A 16964-nucleotide genomic window follows, 5' to 3' on the forward strand; every position below is an offset into this window, starting at 1 on the left:
TCACTTCTCCCTCAGCCCCGCCCAGAACGGGCATTGATGAACGTGCGCATAGCCATTGTCGACGCGACTGCCGTCGGCCTGCAACGACATTCGGGTGGGCGTCCCCGAGCCGTCGAACTCCGGCCAGCCCGGTTGGCCGTCGACCGCGGGATCACCGGCACGCACGAAGGCACTCCAGTAGTCGATCATCTGATCCGAGAGCTGTTGCTGGGCCGGGTTCAACGGGGGCGCCCCGCCGACGTCGAACAGATAGCGAAGCTCCAGCGAGTGACTGGCCCCGACCGGGAAGGGCAGCGTCCGCATGACCTCCGGTGCAGGCGCTGAGCGGTCGTTGAACTCGTAGGCGTAGACCGGACCGGTACGGGACAGCTCACCGGCCATCCGGTCCGACACACAGGCGAAGGCACCGTCGGTGACAGCCGCCGAATATGCCTGCGCCACACCGCCGTAGCGATCAATCGGATAGTGCGCACCGACGGCCGCGGCATCGGCACCGAAGGTGTCGGCCAGCAACCGCGGGTAATCCCCGGTCATGTAACGCTGCCCCTGCCGCAGATAACGCAACGCCACGAAGAGCGTGAACTCATCGCGCGTGGTGCCGATCAACACCGGCACCCGTTCAGCCCGGTCGGTGCCGAACGCCGCCAGCGGCGGTTGGGGAATCAGTGCCGATCCGGTGACCGGACCGGTCAGCTCGTCACTGCCGATATTGAAGTACCAGACCGGCTTTCGCAGAGCATCCACCGGGAGCGCGCGCAAGCAGGCGCCGGCGGTCGCGGGGTCGGGACATCCGGCAGCGGCCGCGTAATCGAGGGACCGGGGGGTCGCGGCGGCGAGACCGGCCTGGGCCTGGCACGGGGCGCTCATCAGGATCGCGGCGCGGAACAACCCCGCCGAACCCGGCGACACCAGGTGGTCACACACCGACATTCCGCCCGCGGATTCACCGGCGACAGTGACCTTTTCCGGGTCGCCACCGAAATCGGCGATGTTGTCCCGCACCCATCGCAGCGCCGCCTGCTGATCGGCCAGACCGTAGTTGCCGACGTCCCCACCGGCCCCCAGCGCCGGATGGGCGAGGAAGCCCAGGGTGCCGAGCCGGTAGTTGACCGTGACCACGACAACGCCGCCGCGCGCGGCCAGTCGCCCCGCGTCGTAGATGTCACCGCTGCCGCCTGCGAATGCGCCGCCGTGGATCCACACCATGACGGGCCGCTTCTCCGCCGAGACCGGCGGTGTCCAGACGTTCAGGCTCAGGCAGTCCTCGGCCGAGTTGGCTCCGCGTTCGGGATCCGAATCGGGGTCCTGGATGCACCGCGGACCGGGGCGGGTGGCGTCGCGCTCCCCCGGCCATCCCGGTGCCGGCGCCGGTGCGGCGAACCGCAGCGCTCCCACGGGTGCCGCGGCATACGGAATGCCGGCGAACAACCGGTGGTCGGATACCACTGCGCCGCGCAGGGTTCCGGCTGCGATCTGGACCAGGGCCGGGTCCGGCCCCTGGGCGTGCCCCGGCGGATGGCCGGGCGTCACCGCCTCACCGCCACCACGCACACAGCCCGCAACCAGCATCGCCAGCATTGCCAGCAACGCGACACCGCGCCGCCCCGACCGCATGGCTGCGAGCGTACGGGTCGGATCGCAAGAATCGCCTCCCTTACGTGTCGCCGATCACATATGGTTGTAATTGACACCCGTCAAGTACCGGTCATGTGAGGAGTCCGTATGAGTGCGCCGACGATGGATGACGCCGCGAAGGTGCTCGCCGACCCGACGGCTTACGCCGACGACGTACGGCTGCACACCGCGCTGACCCATCTGCGCGCGAACGATCCGGTGGCCTGGGTGGACAACGCGCCCTACCGCCCCTTCTGGGCGATCACCAAACACGCCGACATCATGGCCGTCGAGCGGGACAACGACCTGTTCATCAGCGAGCCACGACCCCTGCTGGCCACCGCGGCGGCCGACGACCTCGCGAAGCAACAGCTCGAGGCCGGCATGGGCCTGCGCACGCTGATCCACATGGACGATCCACACCACCGCAAGGTTCGAGCCATCGGCGCAGACTGGTTCCGCCCCAAGGCAATGCGCGATCTCAAGGTCCGGGTCGACGAGCTCGCCAAGCGCTACGTCGACAAGATGCGCGACATCGGTCCCGAGTGCGATTTCGTCACCGCGATCGCCGTCGACTTCCCGCTCTACGTGATCATGTCGCTGCTCGGGCTGCCCGAAGAGGACTTCACGCGCATGCACATGCTGACCCAGGAGATGTTCGGCGGCGACGACGACGAGTACAAGCGCGACGGTGGCTCACTGGAGGACCAGCTCGCGGTACTGATGGACTTCTTCGCCTACTTCTCGACACTGACCGCGTCGCGCCGGGCCAACCCGACCGCGGACCTCGCGTCGGCCATCGCCAACGGCACCATCGACGGGGAACCGCTGTCCGACGTCGACACCGCGTCCTACTACGTCATCGTCGCCAGTGCGGGACACGACACCACCAAGGACGCGATCTCCGGCGGACTGCACGCGCTGATCGAGAACCCGGACCAGTTGGCCAGGCTGAAGGCGCAACCGGACTTGATGGGCACGGCGGTCGAGGAGATGATCCGGTGGTCCACCCCGGTCAAAGAGTTCATGCGCACCGCCACGGCCGACACCACCGTGCGCGGCGTACCGATCGCCAAGGGCGACTCCGTCTACCTGGCCTACGTTTCCGGCAACCGTGACGAGGACGTGTTCGACGACCCGCACCGCTTCGACGTCGGTCGGGATCCGAACAAGCACCTTGCGTTCGGATACGGCGTGCACTTCTGCCTCGGCGCGGCCCTGGCCCGGATGGAGATGAACAGCTTGTTCACCGAGCTGCTCGGCCGGCTGGACTCCATCGAATTGGCGGGGACGCCAGAGCTTTCCGCAACCACGTTCGTCGGCGGCCTCAAGCACCTGCCGATTCGCTACTCGCTGCGCTGAACGTCCGGCGCGGGTCTGCGGTGGGTGGCGAGAAAGCCGTCCACCGCGGCCCGCACGCACGCGGCGTAGTCGAACTCCGCCAACGTGCTGAGCTTGCCCAGCACGATCGGGCCCAGCAGTAGGGCGGCGGCCTGCGTGCGATCCACCTCGCCGAGCTCGGCAATGGCCTCGGGGCTGTCGAAGATCGCTTCGAACGGCACCGCATAGTGCTCGGCCACCCGCTCACGAAGGGTCCGCACCTCGGCGCTGTCGCCCGAACGCCAGGGCAGTTGCTCCATGTCGCCGCCCAGCGCCAGCCATGACATCGCGGTGATACTGATCGGCGCCTCGGCGATCGAGTCGGCCTGCGCCTGAACCAGCGCGATCAGCCGGTCGCGCAGCGTGCCCTCCTCCGGCGGCATCGGCGCTGCCGGGATGAGGGCGCGAAATGCCGCTGCCAGCAAGTCGTTTCCGCTCGGAAAGTGCCGGTACAACGTCGCCCTGGCCACGTTGGCGGCCCGGGTCACCGCGTCGACGGTGACCGCACTGGGCCCGCCCGACCGCAACAGCGCCGTCGCCGCCTCCAGCAGCCGGGCCCGGGATCGGGCCGGGCGCGGGTCACCGCTCTCCGGTGTCATTCGCCGTCACACCTCCAAAAAACAGACTTACCGTCTCGCTCCAAGACTGCTAGTCTCAAAACTCTGCCGACGAAGGAGGGCACAGCATGTCCGCCACCCTCGTCGAGTCCAGCCAGGATATCGACCCGGGCATGGCCTATCTGTCGATCCGGCAGCGGTACTGGCTGCTCACGGTGGCCTGCATGGACGTCTCCATCGTGATCGCATCGATGGTGGCGCTGAATGCCGCGCTGCCCGACATAGCCCGCCAGACCGCGGCCACCCAAGCCCAACTCACCTGGGTGGTCGACGGATACACCCTGGTGCTGGCGTGCCTGCTGCTGCCGGCCGGGGCAATCGGCGACCGCTATGGCCGACGCGGCGCCCTGCTGACGGGGCTCGCCGTGTTCGTCCTGGCCTCGGTGGCACCGATGATGTTCGACGACCCGGTCCACCTGATCGTCGCACGTGCGGTCGCCGGAGCCGGCGCGGCCTTCATCATGCCGGCCACCCTGTCACTGTTGACGGCAGCGGTACCGAAATCCGAGCGCAACAAGGCAATTGGGATCTGGGCTGGCGTCGTCGGATCGGGGGCCGTGTTCGGATTCCTGATCACCGGTGGGCTGCTGCACTTCTGGGGATGGCAGTCCATCTTCGCGACCTTCGCGATCGCCGGAGCGGGGTTGTTCATCCTGACCTGCACCGTGCGCTCCTCGCGGGACGCGGACGCCGCACCGCTGGACTGGATCGGCGCGATCCTGATCGGCGCTGCAGTGGCGGTGTTCGTGCTCGGGGTGGTCGAGGCTCCGGTGCGCGGTTGGACGCACCCGTTCGTGTGGGGTTGCATGACGGGCGGCGTCGCCCTGGCCGCCGCATTCGCCGTCGTGCAACTCAACCGCCGACACCCACTGCTGGATATCCGACTGTTCAGAAAACCCGATTTCGCCACCGGGGCGGTGGGCGTGACATTCCTGTTCTTCGCGAACTTCGGCTACTTCTTCGTCAGCATGCAGTACATCCAGCTGGTCATGGGCTACAGCCCGATCCAAACCGCAATCGCCCTGTGCCCGTTGATGCTTCCCGTGCTGGCCCTCGGCGCCACCACACACTGGTACCTGCCCCGGCTGGGCCTGCGACTGTGCGTGTCGATGGGCCTGCTGGTGATCGCGGCGGGGCTGATGTGTATGCGCCTGCTCGAGCTCGACTCCGGCTACCTCGACTTCACCTGGCCGCTAATCATCATCAGCACCGGCATCGGCCTGTGCACCGCGCCGACGACATCGGCCATCATGGGAGCCGTTCCGGACGAGAAGCAGGGGGTGGCCTCCGCGGTCAACGACACCACCCGGGAGGTCGGCGCCGCCCTCGGCATCGCGGTGGCCGGCTCGATCCTGGCCGCCAACTACCAGAATCACCTGGGGCCCAAGCTGACCGGACTGCCCGCCGAGGTGCGCGAGCCAATCCTGAGCTCATTGGCCGAAGCCCTCGCCGTGGCCGCGCAGTCGGGTCCGCAAGGAACAGCCATCGCCGAGTTGGCCAAACAGGCGTTCCTGGATGCGACGAATTCGGCGCTGCTCGTGATGGCGGTGGTGCTGGGAGTGGCCGCGGCGTTCGTCGGCATCTGGGCGCCCGGCCGCGACAGTCGGCAGCTACCCGTCATCCGGCGGCTCAGATCGAGAGGAACTCCGCGGCCCGATGACCGATCATGGCAATGGTCGCGTGCGGGCCGCGGCTGGTGATGGCGGGCATGATCGACCCGTCCACGACCCACAGGCCCTCGACCCCCAGCACCCGGCAGGTCGGATCGAGTACCGCGTCGGGCCCGGTTCCCATCGGCGCGGTGCCGGCCAGATGCTGCGACGTCGACCAGAACGCGTCACCGACTTCAGCTGTGTGACTGACCAATTCACGAGCCAGCTCGGCACCCCGGCGCAGCGCGTCGACGTCCTCGGCCACGGTGTCGTACCGGTGCTCGATCACCGGTGCCACCGCCGGATCCACCGAGGCCAACCGGACCCGGCCGCGGGAGTGCGGTCGCATCAGCGCCACACCGAGGTGTGGAAGCTCGGCGGGATCATGTCCAGGTCCGTGCACCATGGCGGCGAAACCCGCAGTGTAGGGGCGCACCTCGATACCCTCGGCCGTGGTGAGAACGGCCTCCAACGGCGGCAGGTCATGGGTCGGCACCCAGGAGACCGGGAGCACCCACTCCGGATGATCCACGGTGCGCATTCCGACAGGCAGGCCGGCCACCACCTCGACGCCGAGCGCCTCAAGGTCGGCCGGTGGCCCGACACCCGACAGCAGCAACAGATGAGCAGATCCAATCGCACCGGAACACAGCACAATTCGATCAGAATGCAGAACCGCACCGTCATCGCAGCGCACCCCGACGGCGCGGTTCTCGCGGAACAACACCTGATGAACTCGCGTGTCGGTCAGCACCTCCAGATTGGGCCGCTCCAGCGCCGGCTTCAGATAGGCACCCCCTGGCCCAACCCTGTTGCGGCCGTTGATATTCAACGGAACCGCACCAACGCCGGCGGGCAGCACCGCGCCCACATCCGAGCCGTTCAGGTCATCGATCCAGCCGAACCCCGACCGGGTTGCGGCGTTGACGAATGATGCTGTGCAACCGTCGAATTCGCGCACCCGACGCACCGTGATCGGACCACTGTCGCCATGGAGCGCGGTGCTGAAATCCAGGTCGGTCTCGATGGCACGGAAATGCGGCAGCACATCCTGCCAGCCCCAGCCCGGCACCGCCCAGGTGTCGAAGTCGGTGGGCAATCCCCGGCAGAAGTAGCCGCCGTTCACCGCCCCTGAGCCACCCACCACCGAGCCGCGGATGATCTCGGTGTGCCGGGGCGGATTCTCGGTCAGCACCGACGGGTAATGGCGCACCACAGAGCTGGCGGCCCCGATCGGCAGCCGCAGGCCGTCGGTGATCTGTGCCTCCACCCGCGGGTCACTCGGCGCCGGACCGGCCTCGACCACCGTGACAGTACAGCCAGGATCGCTGGAAAGCCGTTCAGCCAGAATTGATCCGGCGCTTCCGGCACCGATGATCAGGACATCACTCAACTGGGTTTAGCTCCGCAGCTGCGGCTTGAGCGCGCCAAGCTGGCGTTCCCGCACCACCCCGGTCCACAAGCCGATCCCGTAGGCCAGGTCGTCCAGACGCTTGAGCAGGATATGGGCCAGCAGGCCCACCGGTTTGGTGTCGTCGTCGGCGTTGCCGCGCCGGCTCGCCCAGTCGACCACACCGTCGAGCACCGCGGCCACCAGCACCGCGTGCCTGGCCCGCCGGAACAGCAGGGCGGCGATCAGGGCCACCGGCCAGTAGTGCCGACAGATCGCCGAACACAGCTGCAAGGCCGCCGACCACAATCCGCGCGCAGTCACCGCGGCGACCTCGGTGGGCTCCGTGTCGACGGTGCTGAGCGAGCGGGCGATGCGGCGGCCGGTGATGATCGCGATCACCACGGAGCCCAGATACCCGACGTATGACCCCATGGCCAGGAACAGCCACACCATCAACGTCCATCCGGAGATCACCACAGGGGCGGTCTTGCCCGGGTGCCGGACGCTCAACGGTGCCGCAGATGTGCCGTAGAAAGCCTTGCGGTTGAACCACTCTCGCAGATCTGTCCGATGGTCGTGGGCCACCAGCGCGATCGGCTCGTACCGCAGCCGGGCGCCGGACTCGACCAGGCGCCAGCAAAGGTCTACGTCCTCACCGGACTGCATGGTCTCGTCGAACCCGCCCACCGCGGCCAGTGCCGACCGCCGGCAGATGATGGCCGCGCTCGGGACGTAGGACACCGGGCCGTAGGGCACGACCGGTGCCTCGCGCACCCCGAGGTCCAACGACGAACGAACGGCCTCGTACCGGGCGACCACATTGTCGGCGGTGTGCAACCCGACGATGCGCGGCGCGACCAGCGCCACCGCCGGGTCGCAGAAGTGTCCGAGCAATGCCTCGAGCCATCCGCGCCGCGGCACCACATCGGAGTCGAGGAACGCCACGAAGTCGGTCTCCGACGCGGCCAGCCCGGTGTTGCGGGCGGCCGCCGGACCGTTGCTGCGGAGGTGGCGGAGCACCTGCACGTCGCAGTGCATTGCGGCGAACTCTGATTGCGCGACGGGAACCGCCGAGCCGTCGTCGACCACGATCACCCGCAGGCCCCGCAATGCCGCGATCAGCCGGTGCAGTCCGGATACATTGTCGCGCACCGGAATAACGACCGTCACGTCGCGGTGCGACGGCCCGCTGGGCGGACGGGGATGGGCGACCGTGGCGTCGAGCAAAGTCCGTGCCAGTTGCGCGCTCTGCGCGTCGTGCACCTCCAAGCGGCCACCGTTGAGCATGGTCTGCGCCGTCGGCGCCAGCCGCAGCAACCGGGTCGGCGACCCGCCGAGGAGGGCCGCGCCGGCCCCGAGCACCTTGACACGGCGATCCACCTGCACGGCAAAACCGTCGGGCAGCCTCGGTCCGGTCATGTCAGCAATCCGTTCCGGTCCGGCTGCCACCGCCGTATCCGGCCGGCGCAGCCGTTGACCATTTCAGCAAAGATACGCTCCCCCTCGGCAGCCGTGGCGGTTGTCGGGTCGCCGAGGACACCGACTTCGCTGACTGCCGCGATCCCGCCGCTGCGCATCGCGGGCATCAGCTCGGCCAGCGGGGCTGTGTTCCCCGCAGTCAGGTCGTCGGTCCAGACATCGCCGGGCGAAATATGTAGCAATACAGATGTTTCGGTATGCCCCGCATGCGCGTCGGCGCCCGCGGCGACGCACGGGGCCCAGCCAACATCGCGGCTCTCCCGGCGCAGCAGGGCCACGGCGCCCGCCAGCGCCTCCACATTCCCACCGTGACCATTGACGAAGACGAGTTTCGAGGCCCAGCTCGATGCGGACCTTCCGTACTCGACCAGCAACGACTGCAAAGCGGCGGTGCCGATGGACACCGTGCCGGGGAAGCCCTCGTGCTCGCCGCTGGCGCCGTAGTAGACGGGCGGCGCGACCATCCAGTCGCCGGCCGGACCGCCCTCGAGATGCTCGAGGACCCCGTGGGCGACGGCCGTGGCGATACGCGTGTCGGTGTCCAGGGGCAGGTGCGGGCCATGTTGCTCGGTAGAGCCCACCGGGATGATCAACATTGGCGACACGCTGCGTAGCTGTCTCGACGTTGAGTTCCCGAGCCCGCTGGGGAAAGCCACGTGCCGATCGTAGGCCGAATTCACCTACTGTGCGCCAATTGTTGGAGCACGGGCAGCAATTGATTTGCCTTAGCTTTCCCCACACCGGCCGTGAGCATCACGTACGTCTCTCCTGCCACCCCTGTCACGCCGCACCCCGACGCGCCCGGGGCAACCGTCAGGCGTCGGCGCGCGGAACGCCGAGGGTCCGGGTGAACCCTTCCGGAATCAGGATGTCGTCCGGCGTCAGGTCGTGGATCGAGGACTTGCCCAACCCGCGCAGCGCGGAGTCGATGCCACCGCTGAGGATGTCCAACACGTTCTCGACGCCCGCCTGGCCGTTGGCGGCCAGGCCCCACAGATACGCACGTCCGATCATGACGGCCCTGGCGCCGAGCGCCACGGCCTTGACGACGTCGCTGCCGCGGCGGATCCCGCCGTCCAGCAAAACCTCGACCTGGTCGCCCACCGCGTCGGCGATGGCAGGCAGGCAACGGATCGCCGCCGGGGTGCCGTCCAGGTTGTTACCACCGTGGTTGGACACCGTGATCGCCGAAACACCCGCATCCACCGCACGTTTGGCGTCATCGACGCGCACCATGCCCTTGAGCAGGAACGGTCCGCCCCACTGCTCACGCAGCCAGGCGATGTCCTCCCAGGTCGGAGGCGGGGTGCCCATCCACTGCCCGTAGGCCTCGAAGAACGTCGGCCCGGGCTCGCCGCGGCGGCCCTGGTTGGGCACGCGCAGGTCCGGCGGACGCAAGTGCTTGCCGAAGCTCCACAGCCAGCGGGGCTTCGTGAGCACCTCCGGGGACATCCGCAGCATCGTGCGCAGGTCCATTCGCTCCGGGATCTTCGGGCTACCCCAGTCCCGGCCGTGGCTGAAGCTCCAGTCCGTCGTGGCGATGAGCCCGACCGCCCCGGCGTCCTTGGCCCGCTGCACGCGCTCGGCGATCTCGTCGCGGGACCCGAGCCAGTAGATCTGGAAGAAGATCTTGTCGTTGACCGCGGTGACTTCTTCCATCGGCTTGCTGGCGAACGACGACAGCCCCATGGCGGTCCCGCGCGCCGCGGCGGCGCGGGCAACGGCGACCTCACCGTCGGGGTCCACCGCCTGAACGCCGGTCGGCGAGATGATCACCGGCATCGAAATGTCTTGCCCCATCACGGTTGTCGACATCTCACGCTTTTCGGTGGCACCCACCACGTGCGGCGCGAAGCCGAGCTCGGCGAACGACTCCACGTTGTCGGAGACCGTCACGCCCTTCTCGCTCGCAGAGATCAGCGACGAGTAGGCGGACTTGGGCAGCCGCTTCTTCGCCCGTTGCTGGGCAATGGCGACGGTCTCGAACCAGGTATCACGGGCCATGGCTTACACCGGACTTTCGTTACAGATTCGGGCGGGGGGCTTGGTCAGCAGCTTGAGTGCCACCGGCCCCTGCTTGGTACCGCGGGAGTGGTCACCGCTGGGCTTGGGTTTGGTGCGCTCCTGCGCCAGGGCCGGCTCGCCCCAGCCTTCGACGCACTCGGGGTCCGGCCCGTCCATCGGCAGACCGGTGAAGAACTTGGCCGCCATGCAGCCGCCGCGGCAGGCGTCGTAGTGCCCGCAGCCGCTGCAGGCGCCGGCCGACTGGGGCTCGCGCAGCTCGCGGAACAACGGGGAGTTCTGCCAGACGTTCTGGAATCCGGCCCCAAAACCGGCGTCTTCCAGGATGTTTCCGGCCAGGAACTTGTCGTGGATGGCGAACGGGCAGGCGTAGACATCGCCCACCGGGTCGATCAGGCACACCACCCGGCCGGCACCGCACAGGTTCAGCCCGGCCAGCGCACCGGGCTCACCCAGGCCCGACAGGTGGAAGAACGAGTCACCCGTGAGCACGCGCTCACCATGGGAGACCAGCCAGTTGTACAGCTGGCGCTGCTGGTCCGGGGTCGGGTGCAGCTCGTCCCAGACATCGGCGCCGCGGCCGGACGGGCGCAGCCGGGTGATCCGCAGCGTGGCGCCGTAGCGGTCGGCCAGCGCCTTGAACTCGTCGAGCTGGTCGACGTTGTGGCGGGTGACCACCACCGAGATCTTGGCATCGGAAAAGCCTGCGGCGGCAAGGTTTTCCAGCGCACGCACGGCCATGTCGAACGAGCCCTTGCCGCGCACCGCGTCGTTGACCTCGGCGTTGGCGCCGTCCAGGGAGATCTGCACGTCGACGTAGTCGCTGGCGGCGAGCTTCGCGGCGACCTCGGGCGTGATGCGCACGCCGTTGGTGGAGAACTTGACCCCGACGTGGTGCTCGGTCGCGTAGTCGACCAGTTCCCAGAAGTCCGGGCGCACAGTGGGTTCCCCACCGCCGATGTTCACGTAGAACACCTGCATGCGCTCCAGCTCGTCGATGATGTCCTTGCACTGCTGGGTGGACAGCTCGCGCGGATCCCGCTTGCCCGAGGAGGACAGGCAGTGCACGCACGCCAGGTTGCAGGCGTAGGTGAGTTCCCAGGTCAGGCAGATCGGGGCGTCGAGTCCGCTTTCGAACTGGTCGACGAGCCGTGGGACGGGCGTGCGCGCAGGCGCGGCAGAAGTCATTGTGAGTTCCCGGGGATGAGCATCTTCGAGGACACCAGCACGCTCAGCGCGTGCAGGTAGGGGCCTTGGTCGGAGTCGGCGATACCGGCCGCGCGGCACGCGGACCGGGCGTCGGGGTGATCAGCCAGAGAGTTGACCACCTCGACGACCGTCCGGTTCTTCAGAAACGACAGCTTGCGGGTTCCGAAGTGATACAGCAGGGCACCGAACGGCTCCGGCCGCACCGCCACCTGGTGGTGCAACCGCCAGCTGACATCCGGGTCGAATACGACGCCAGTGCGCCCAGCCGTATCGGCAACCTCTGCGGACACCGTCAGTAAACCCCGCACATACCGTCGATCGAGACCTCTTCGACGAGCGTCTCGGTGACGAGCTGGGTTTCGGTTTCAACCTGCGGGTTCTGATCCATGAATCGCACCTTTCCTGCAACTGTGGGTCTCGACAATTGTGACCTGAGTCGCAAGAATATGGCATCGAGTGCACAAATGGAAGGGCGGGTTTATGCGGCAGGCATCCGGGCCCCGGGTCGGTCGGCGCCCGTCCACCACGCAGGACCACATCACCGACGTCGCCCTGGCGCTGTTCGCCAGCCGGGGCTTCGACGAGGTCAGCGTCGACGACGTGGCCAAGGCGGCCGGCATCGCCCGGCGCACGCTGTTCCGCTACTACGCCTCCAAGAACGCCATCCCCTGGGGAGACTTCGACGCCCACCTGCAGCACCTGCGTGACCTGCTCAGCTCCCTGAGCACCGAGATCCCGTTGGCCGAGGCCCTGCGCGAGGCCCTGCTGTCGTTCAACACCTACGACGACCAGGAGATGGCCCAACACCGCCGGCGCATGCGGGTGATCCTGGAAACCGCTGAACTGCAGGCATATTCGATGACGATGTACGCCGGTTGGCGCGAGGTCATCGCGGCCTACGTGGCGCAGCGGATCGGAGCGGCACCCGCCGACCTGATGCCCCAGACCGTGGGCTGGCTCATGCTGGGCGTCGCGCTGTCGGCGTACGAGCACTGGCTCGCCGACGAGTCCGTCGCCCTGGCAGACGCCATCGGCGAGGCGTTCGAGGTGGCCCGGCCCGGGCTTGAGGCGCTAGCCCCGCGCTAGCTCGTCCCACACACAGGCCAGCGCCTCCGGACCTCGCGGGCCGAGCGGTTCGGCGAGAATGACGGGCGCCTGCGACATGAAACGCGGTGTGCCACCGCGATGTACGTCCGCCGCATGAGCCGTGAAGGGATGAAGCACATAGATGTCACCGGGCCGTCCGGTGGCGTGGGCCACCGGGCGGGCCCGGCTCGCCTCGTCCACCAGAGCACCGGCTTCGACGAAGTCGACCGGCTCCGGCCCGAGCACCCCGGCCACGTCGCGGTGCGAACCCACCCGGACACGCGTCGGCGCATCGTCGGGCCCCACCTCAGACAGCAGGGTGAGCACCAGAACGGTGTGCGGCCGGCCGCTGACCGCCCACTGACCTCCGGGCAGCGGGGTGTTGGCATCGACGTGCCAGCCCCGGTCCCGCGCGGGCGGATCTACGGGAAACCGGACCGGGACGTTGCCCAGCGAGCCCCGCGGCAGCCAACCGCCGGTTCCGCAGATCCCGTTCAGGGCGTCGGCCAGCGGGGCGCTGCCCACAACCTGCCCGAACGCGCCCGCGCCGGTCAGATCCGCCGTCCACACCACCGGGGCGGTCCACGATGCCGGGTCGTCCGCGGACAGCCCGATCTGCGTCCAGAGCAGATGCCTGGCCGCATCGGCGATTTCGGCGGGGACGGCCCCCTCGATCTTGACGAACCCGTCCCGCTTGAATGCGTCGACGTTCACCACGCCGACCACCATGACGCACGCGGCCCGACCGGGGCCAATGATTTTCCGGCGAAATTTGTTGGCCCAACCCCGTCGGAGTTCGGCCCCCGGCGGCGACGATAAGGGTGTGAGCGCCGAAACTGACGCTCCGCGGATACTGCTGAGGTGCTACGACGAGGCCCTGCCAGTGGTGTACGGCTACTTCGTACGACGCTGCGGTGACCGCGGAACCGCCGAGGACCTGACGTCGGAGACGTTCCTGGCCGCAATGGACGCGGCCCGCAGACCGTCGCCGCCGCCGATCTCGGTGCCTTGGTTGATCGGGGTGGCCAGGCACAAACTCGCCGACCATTACCGTCGGCGTCACGACCGGTTCACCGTGCCGGTGGCCGAGCTGCCCGAACCGGTGGATCCGGCGGATGACTGGGACGCCGAACTGGATCGAATTGTGGCCGAATCGGTTCTGGCCCGGCTACCCGAACAGCACCGCACGGTCCTCGTCCTGCGCTACCTCGATGACTGCTCGGTGCCCGAATGCGCCGAGCTGATCGGCCGCACGGTGCACGCCACCGAGGCCCTGCTGGTGCGGGCCCGCCGCGCCTTCAGGTCCCAGTACCCGACGGAGGGAGGGACGTCGTGATCAACAGCCACGATCCGCTGACCGTGCTGAACGGCAACGACCACCCGGTCTCCCCCGATCCGGCGTTCGCGGCCCGGCTGCGCGCGCGGCTGGAATCGGCCCTCACCCTGCCCACGCACGCCCAAGGAGTTGACATGAGCGGAACCGACACTGCCATCGCCGAACTGAACGAGCCCCCGGCCACCCCGGCTCCCCCGCGGCCCGCTGCGATCCCGTATCTGGCCGTACCCGACGCCCGCGCCGCCATCGCCTGGTACATCGAAGCCCTCGGGGCCGTACAGATCGGCGAACCGGTGGTGATGGACGACGGCCGTATCGGCCACGCCGAGCTCGAGCTGGGCGACGGGGTGTTCTACCTGGCCGACGAGTACCCGGAGTTGGGCCTGAAGGCGCCTGCACCACAGGCCAATTCGGTCAGCCTGATGCTGGCCGTGCCCGACACCGACGCGGTGCTGGAACGCGCCAGGAACCTGGGGGCACTCGTACAGCGCGAGCCCTACGAGAGCTACGGCACCCGCAATGCGGCGATCATCGACCCGTCCGGCCACCGCTGGATGCTGACCGGGGCGGCGACCGGAGCCGTCACCCCCATCCAGCACGGCGACGTCGGCTACGTCTCGGTCTGGGCACCCGATATCGCGCGTGCCGCCCGGTTCTACGGCCACGTGCTGGGCTGGACCTTTGACCCGGCCACCCGGCAGGTCACCAACACCGAACAGCACATCGGCATCTTCAACGCCGACGGTCCGCCCACCCTCTTCTGCTGCTACGCGGTGACCGATCTGGACGGGGCCCGCCAGGCCATCCTGGCAGGCGGCGGCCAACCCGGAGAGACCCAGGAGTTCGACTTCGGCACCGTGCTGGACGCCACCGACCCGGCCGGAACCGCCTTCGCGGTGTTCCAGCCGACCTCCGTCATCCCCCGCCCCAAGCTCAATGGTGCTGGGCCGGGCGAGCTTTCGTACATCACCTATGAAGTGCCCGACTCGACGGCGTTCAAGGCGTTCTACAGCCGGCTGTTCTTCTGGACCTTCGAATCCGGCCGGATCGACGACGGCTGGGGGGTACAGGGCAGCCAGCCGATGTCAGGGATGGCCGGCGGCGCCGCACAGGCTGTGACCGTGCCGATGTGGACGGTCGCCGATATCGATGCCGCGGTCAGCCGCGTCGGCGAGGCCGGCGGCACCGTGTTGCAGCAGCCGTCACGACAGGACTACGGGCTGATGGCCGAGTGCACCGACGACCAGGGCGGCCGGTTCTACCTCGGCCAGTTCTAGAGCGAGTTGGGTGCGTTCAGCGGCGCCCACCGCCGCCAAACGCACCCAAATCGCAGGAAAGTCAGCCCAGGACGTCGGAGATGGGGGCGCCTGCGGCGATCTTGCCGCGGGCCTTCATCACCTTGCCGGGCATGCCGCCGCCGACCACACCGACCACGACACCGTCGCGCTCGTAGAAGGCCAGGAACTTGCGGCCGTCGTCCTCGACCACGTGCACGACATCGTCGGCCTCGGGCTCGCCCAGGCACTGGATCTTGACGTCGTACTGATCGCTCCAGAAGTACGGCACCGACACGACGGGTGAGGCCTCCTGGCCCAGGATCGCCGGCACCATGGCGCGCGCCTGATCCGCGACGTTGCTCCAATGCTCAACGCGCGCTTGGTCACCCACGTGATCGCGCCACGATGCGACATCTCCGATGGCCCACACTCCCGCCGCACTGGACCGGCCGACCTCGTCGCACACCACGCCGTTGTCGAGCTCGATCCCGCTGCCCTCGAGCCACTCGACCGCCGGGTGCGAACCGATACCGACCACCACAAGATCGGCGTCGAGCTCGGTGCCGTCACCGAGCACCACCTGCTCGACCTTGTCGGTGCCGCGTACCTCGGACACCCCGACACCACAGCGCACGTCGACGCCTTCGGCCTGGTGCAGCCGGGTCACCAGGGCGCCGATCTGCTCGCCCAGCACCGAGGCCAGCGGTGTCGGCTGAGGCTCCACCAGCGCCACCTCGACACCCAGCTTGCGCAGGCTCGCGGCCACCTCGCAGCCAATGAAGCCCGCTCCGACCACCACGGCGCGCTGGGCCTTGCCGGCGTGTTCGCGCAGGGCCATGCTCTCGTCGTAGGACCGCAGCACGTGGATGCCGGCCAGATCGCCGAAGGACCGGATGCGCTTGGGCACCAGTCCGGTGGCGATGACGAGCTCGTCGTAGGCCACGTCGCTGCCGTCGGCCAGCTTCAATGTCTTGGCGGCGGTGTCCACCGATTGCGCGGCAGAGCCGAGCCGCAGCGTGATGTCGTTCTCGGCGTAGAACTCGGCCGGCTTGAGCGTGACGTCGTCGGTCTCGGCACGCAGCACTTCCTTGGAGAGTGGCGGCCGGTCGTAAGGGAGATGGTCCTCGTCGCTGACGATCGTGATGGGCCCGGCGTACTCCGACCGGCGCAGCTGTTCGGCCGTCCGGGCCGCAGCCAAGCCGCCGCCGACGATGACGATGCCCGCCGCTGATCCCGTTGAAGTAGTCACGTGGGGTTTTTACACGATCGGGGTTAAGCGTTGTAGGGCACCCTACGTTTGCGCAGGCCGATGACCTACCGCCGATTCTGCTCCTCGCGTGCGCGGCGTCACGACCGGCCCCGGTCTATGACGTTGGTGAGCACCACGATGCTCTCGCTGCGCTCGATTCGAGCTGTTGAGCGGATGCGTTCCAGGGCCTCTTCGAGGTGGCGCATGTCGCGCGCCAGCACGTGCAGGATGGCGTCGGCGGTACCGGTCACCGTAGCCGCACTGACCACCTCTGGGATGTCGATCCAGGCCGCGCGCAACTGATCCGGCGAGATGGTGCCCTGGCAGAACACCTGCACATATGCCTCGGTACTCCAGCCGAGCACATTGCGGTCGACCACTGTGGTGAAGCCGCGGATCACCCCGTCGGCGACCATGCGGTCCACCCGCCTCTTGACCGCGGGCGCCGACAGGTTCACCCGCTGCCCGATCTCGGCGAATGTCGCCCTGGCGTGCTCGGTGAGTTCGGCCAGAATCCGCTCGTCTGTGTCGTCCAGACGTTCCACATCGACCTCCACGCAACAAAACGTCGTCAGCTCACGGTTTCTGCAATATATCCCTGCATATCACGCAACAAGAAGCGATTGATTGCGCTGTCGGCACTTCATATC

General features: G+C 68.2%; 17 protein-coding genes. 5 read left to right on the forward strand and 12 right to left on the reverse strand.

Features of this window, described 5'->3' with window-relative positions:
- Positions 1–1614 carry a carboxylesterase/lipase family protein gene (locus tag EH231_RS25000; protein WP_124713515.1) on the reverse strand — a complete coding sequence of 538 codons (1614 nt, stop codon included), beginning with the start codon at positions 1612–1614 and terminating at the stop codon, positions 1–3.
- Positions 1615–1722: 108 nt separating this feature from the next.
- On the opposite strand from EH231_RS25000, the gene EH231_RS25005 reads away from it, so the two are divergent.
- Positions 1723–2976, forward strand: a complete 1254-nt coding sequence (locus tag EH231_RS25005) for a cytochrome P450 (RefSeq protein ID WP_090424614.1) — start codon at positions 1723–1725, stop codon at positions 2974–2976.
- Here EH231_RS25005 and EH231_RS25010 read toward each other — a convergent pair.
- Positions 2961–3593 (reverse strand): TetR/AcrR family transcriptional regulator, encoded by a 633-nt coding sequence (locus tag EH231_RS25010; protein WP_124713516.1) that lies wholly within the window; start codon positions 3591–3593, stop codon positions 2961–2963. The genes EH231_RS25005 and EH231_RS25010 overlap by 16 nt on opposite strands.
- Before the next feature lie 86 nt (positions 3594–3679).
- On the opposite strand from EH231_RS25010, the gene EH231_RS25015 reads away from it, so the two are divergent.
- A complete protein-coding gene (locus EH231_RS25015; protein WP_124713517.1) occupies positions 3680–5311 on the forward strand; it encodes an MFS transporter in 1632 nt (543 codons plus the stop codon).
- On the opposite strand, the gene mftG is transcribed toward EH231_RS25015, so the two are convergent.
- From mftG to mftA, 7 genes are all read right to left on the reverse strand, one after another.
- Positions 5241–6656, reverse strand: coding sequence for a mycofactocin dehydrogenase MftG (gene mftG, locus EH231_RS25020; RefSeq protein WP_124713518.1), 1416 nt, complete (start codon positions 6654–6656; stop codon positions 5241–5243). The genes EH231_RS25015 and mftG overlap by 71 nt on opposite strands.
- Positions 6657–6662: 6 nt before the next feature.
- Entirely contained in the window at positions 6663–8075 is a 1413-nt protein-coding gene (gene mftF / locus EH231_RS25025; RefSeq protein WP_090424611.1) for a mycofactocin biosynthesis glycosyltransferase MftF, read from the reverse strand.
- The gene (mftE, locus tag EH231_RS25030; RefSeq protein WP_124713519.1) at positions 8072–8815 is read right to left on the reverse strand and encodes a mycofactocin biosynthesis peptidyl-dipeptidase MftE; all 744 of its coding nucleotides are present in this window, start codon (positions 8813–8815) and stop codon (positions 8072–8074) included. The genes mftF and mftE overlap by 4 nt, the downstream gene beginning before the upstream one ends.
- 133 nt (positions 8816–8948) lie before the next feature.
- Positions 8949–10139 (reverse strand): pre-mycofactocin synthase MftD, encoded by a 1191-nt coding sequence (gene mftD / locus EH231_RS25035; RefSeq protein WP_090424609.1) that lies wholly within the window; start codon positions 10137–10139, stop codon positions 8949–8951.
- Between the two features lie 3 nt (positions 10140–10142).
- The gene (gene mftC / locus EH231_RS25040) at positions 10143–11345 is read right to left on the reverse strand and encodes a mycofactocin radical SAM maturase (RefSeq protein WP_124713520.1); all 1203 of its coding nucleotides are present in this window, start codon (positions 11343–11345) and stop codon (positions 10143–10145) included.
- Positions 11342–11656, reverse strand: a complete 315-nt coding sequence (mftB, locus tag EH231_RS25045; RefSeq protein ID WP_090424607.1) for a mycofactocin biosynthesis chaperone MftB — start codon at positions 11654–11656, stop codon at positions 11342–11344. Before mftB ends, mftC begins: the two co-directional genes overlap by 4 nt.
- 2 nt (positions 11657–11658) lie before the next feature.
- Positions 11659–11754, reverse strand: a complete 96-nt coding sequence (gene mftA / locus EH231_RS25050; protein ID WP_019344466.1) for a mycofactocin precursor MftA — start codon at positions 11752–11754, stop codon at positions 11659–11661.
- A gap of 92 nt (positions 11755–11846) precedes the next feature.
- On the opposite strand from mftA, the gene mftR reads away from it, so the two are divergent.
- Positions 11847–12452, forward strand: a complete 606-nt coding sequence (mftR, locus tag EH231_RS25055; protein WP_124713521.1) for a mycofactocin system transcriptional regulator MftR — start codon at positions 11847–11849, stop codon at positions 12450–12452.
- Here the strand turns inward: mftR and EH231_RS25060 are convergent.
- Positions 12438–13169: a phytanoyl-CoA dioxygenase family protein gene (locus tag EH231_RS25060; RefSeq protein WP_170856180.1), complete on the reverse strand. Its 732-nt coding sequence runs from the start codon at positions 13167–13169 to the stop codon at positions 12438–12440. The genes mftR and EH231_RS25060 overlap by 15 nt on opposite strands.
- Before the next feature lie 106 nt (positions 13170–13275).
- Between EH231_RS25060 and EH231_RS25065 the strand changes: the two genes are divergently transcribed.
- Together EH231_RS25065 and EH231_RS25070 are read left to right on the forward strand one after the other, a co-directional pair.
- Entirely contained in the window at positions 13276–13788 is a 513-nt protein-coding gene (locus EH231_RS25065; protein ID WP_090424604.1) for an RNA polymerase sigma factor, read from the forward strand.
- Entirely contained in the window at positions 13785–15065 is a 1281-nt protein-coding gene (locus EH231_RS25070) for a VOC family protein (RefSeq protein ID WP_124713522.1), read from the forward strand. Before EH231_RS25065 ends, EH231_RS25070 begins: the two co-directional genes overlap by 4 nt.
- Before the next feature lie 61 nt (positions 15066–15126).
- On the opposite strand, the gene EH231_RS25075 is transcribed toward EH231_RS25070, so the two are convergent.
- Entirely contained in the window at positions 15127–16314 is a 1188-nt protein-coding gene (locus EH231_RS25075; RefSeq protein ID WP_090424602.1) for an NAD(P)/FAD-dependent oxidoreductase, read from the reverse strand.
- A gap of 98 nt (positions 16315–16412) precedes the next feature.
- On the reverse strand, positions 16413–16859 hold the full coding sequence (locus EH231_RS25080) for an Rv2324 family transcriptional regulator (RefSeq protein WP_090424880.1): 447 nt from the start codon (positions 16857–16859) through the stop codon (positions 16413–16415).
- Positions 16860–16964 lie beyond the last annotated feature (105 nt).

The sequence above is a fragment of the Mycolicibacterium nivoides genome (assembly GCF_003855255.1).
In the GTDB taxonomy this organism is placed as follows: domain Bacteria; phylum Actinomycetota; class Actinomycetes; order Mycobacteriales; family Mycobacteriaceae; genus Mycobacterium; species Mycobacterium nivoides.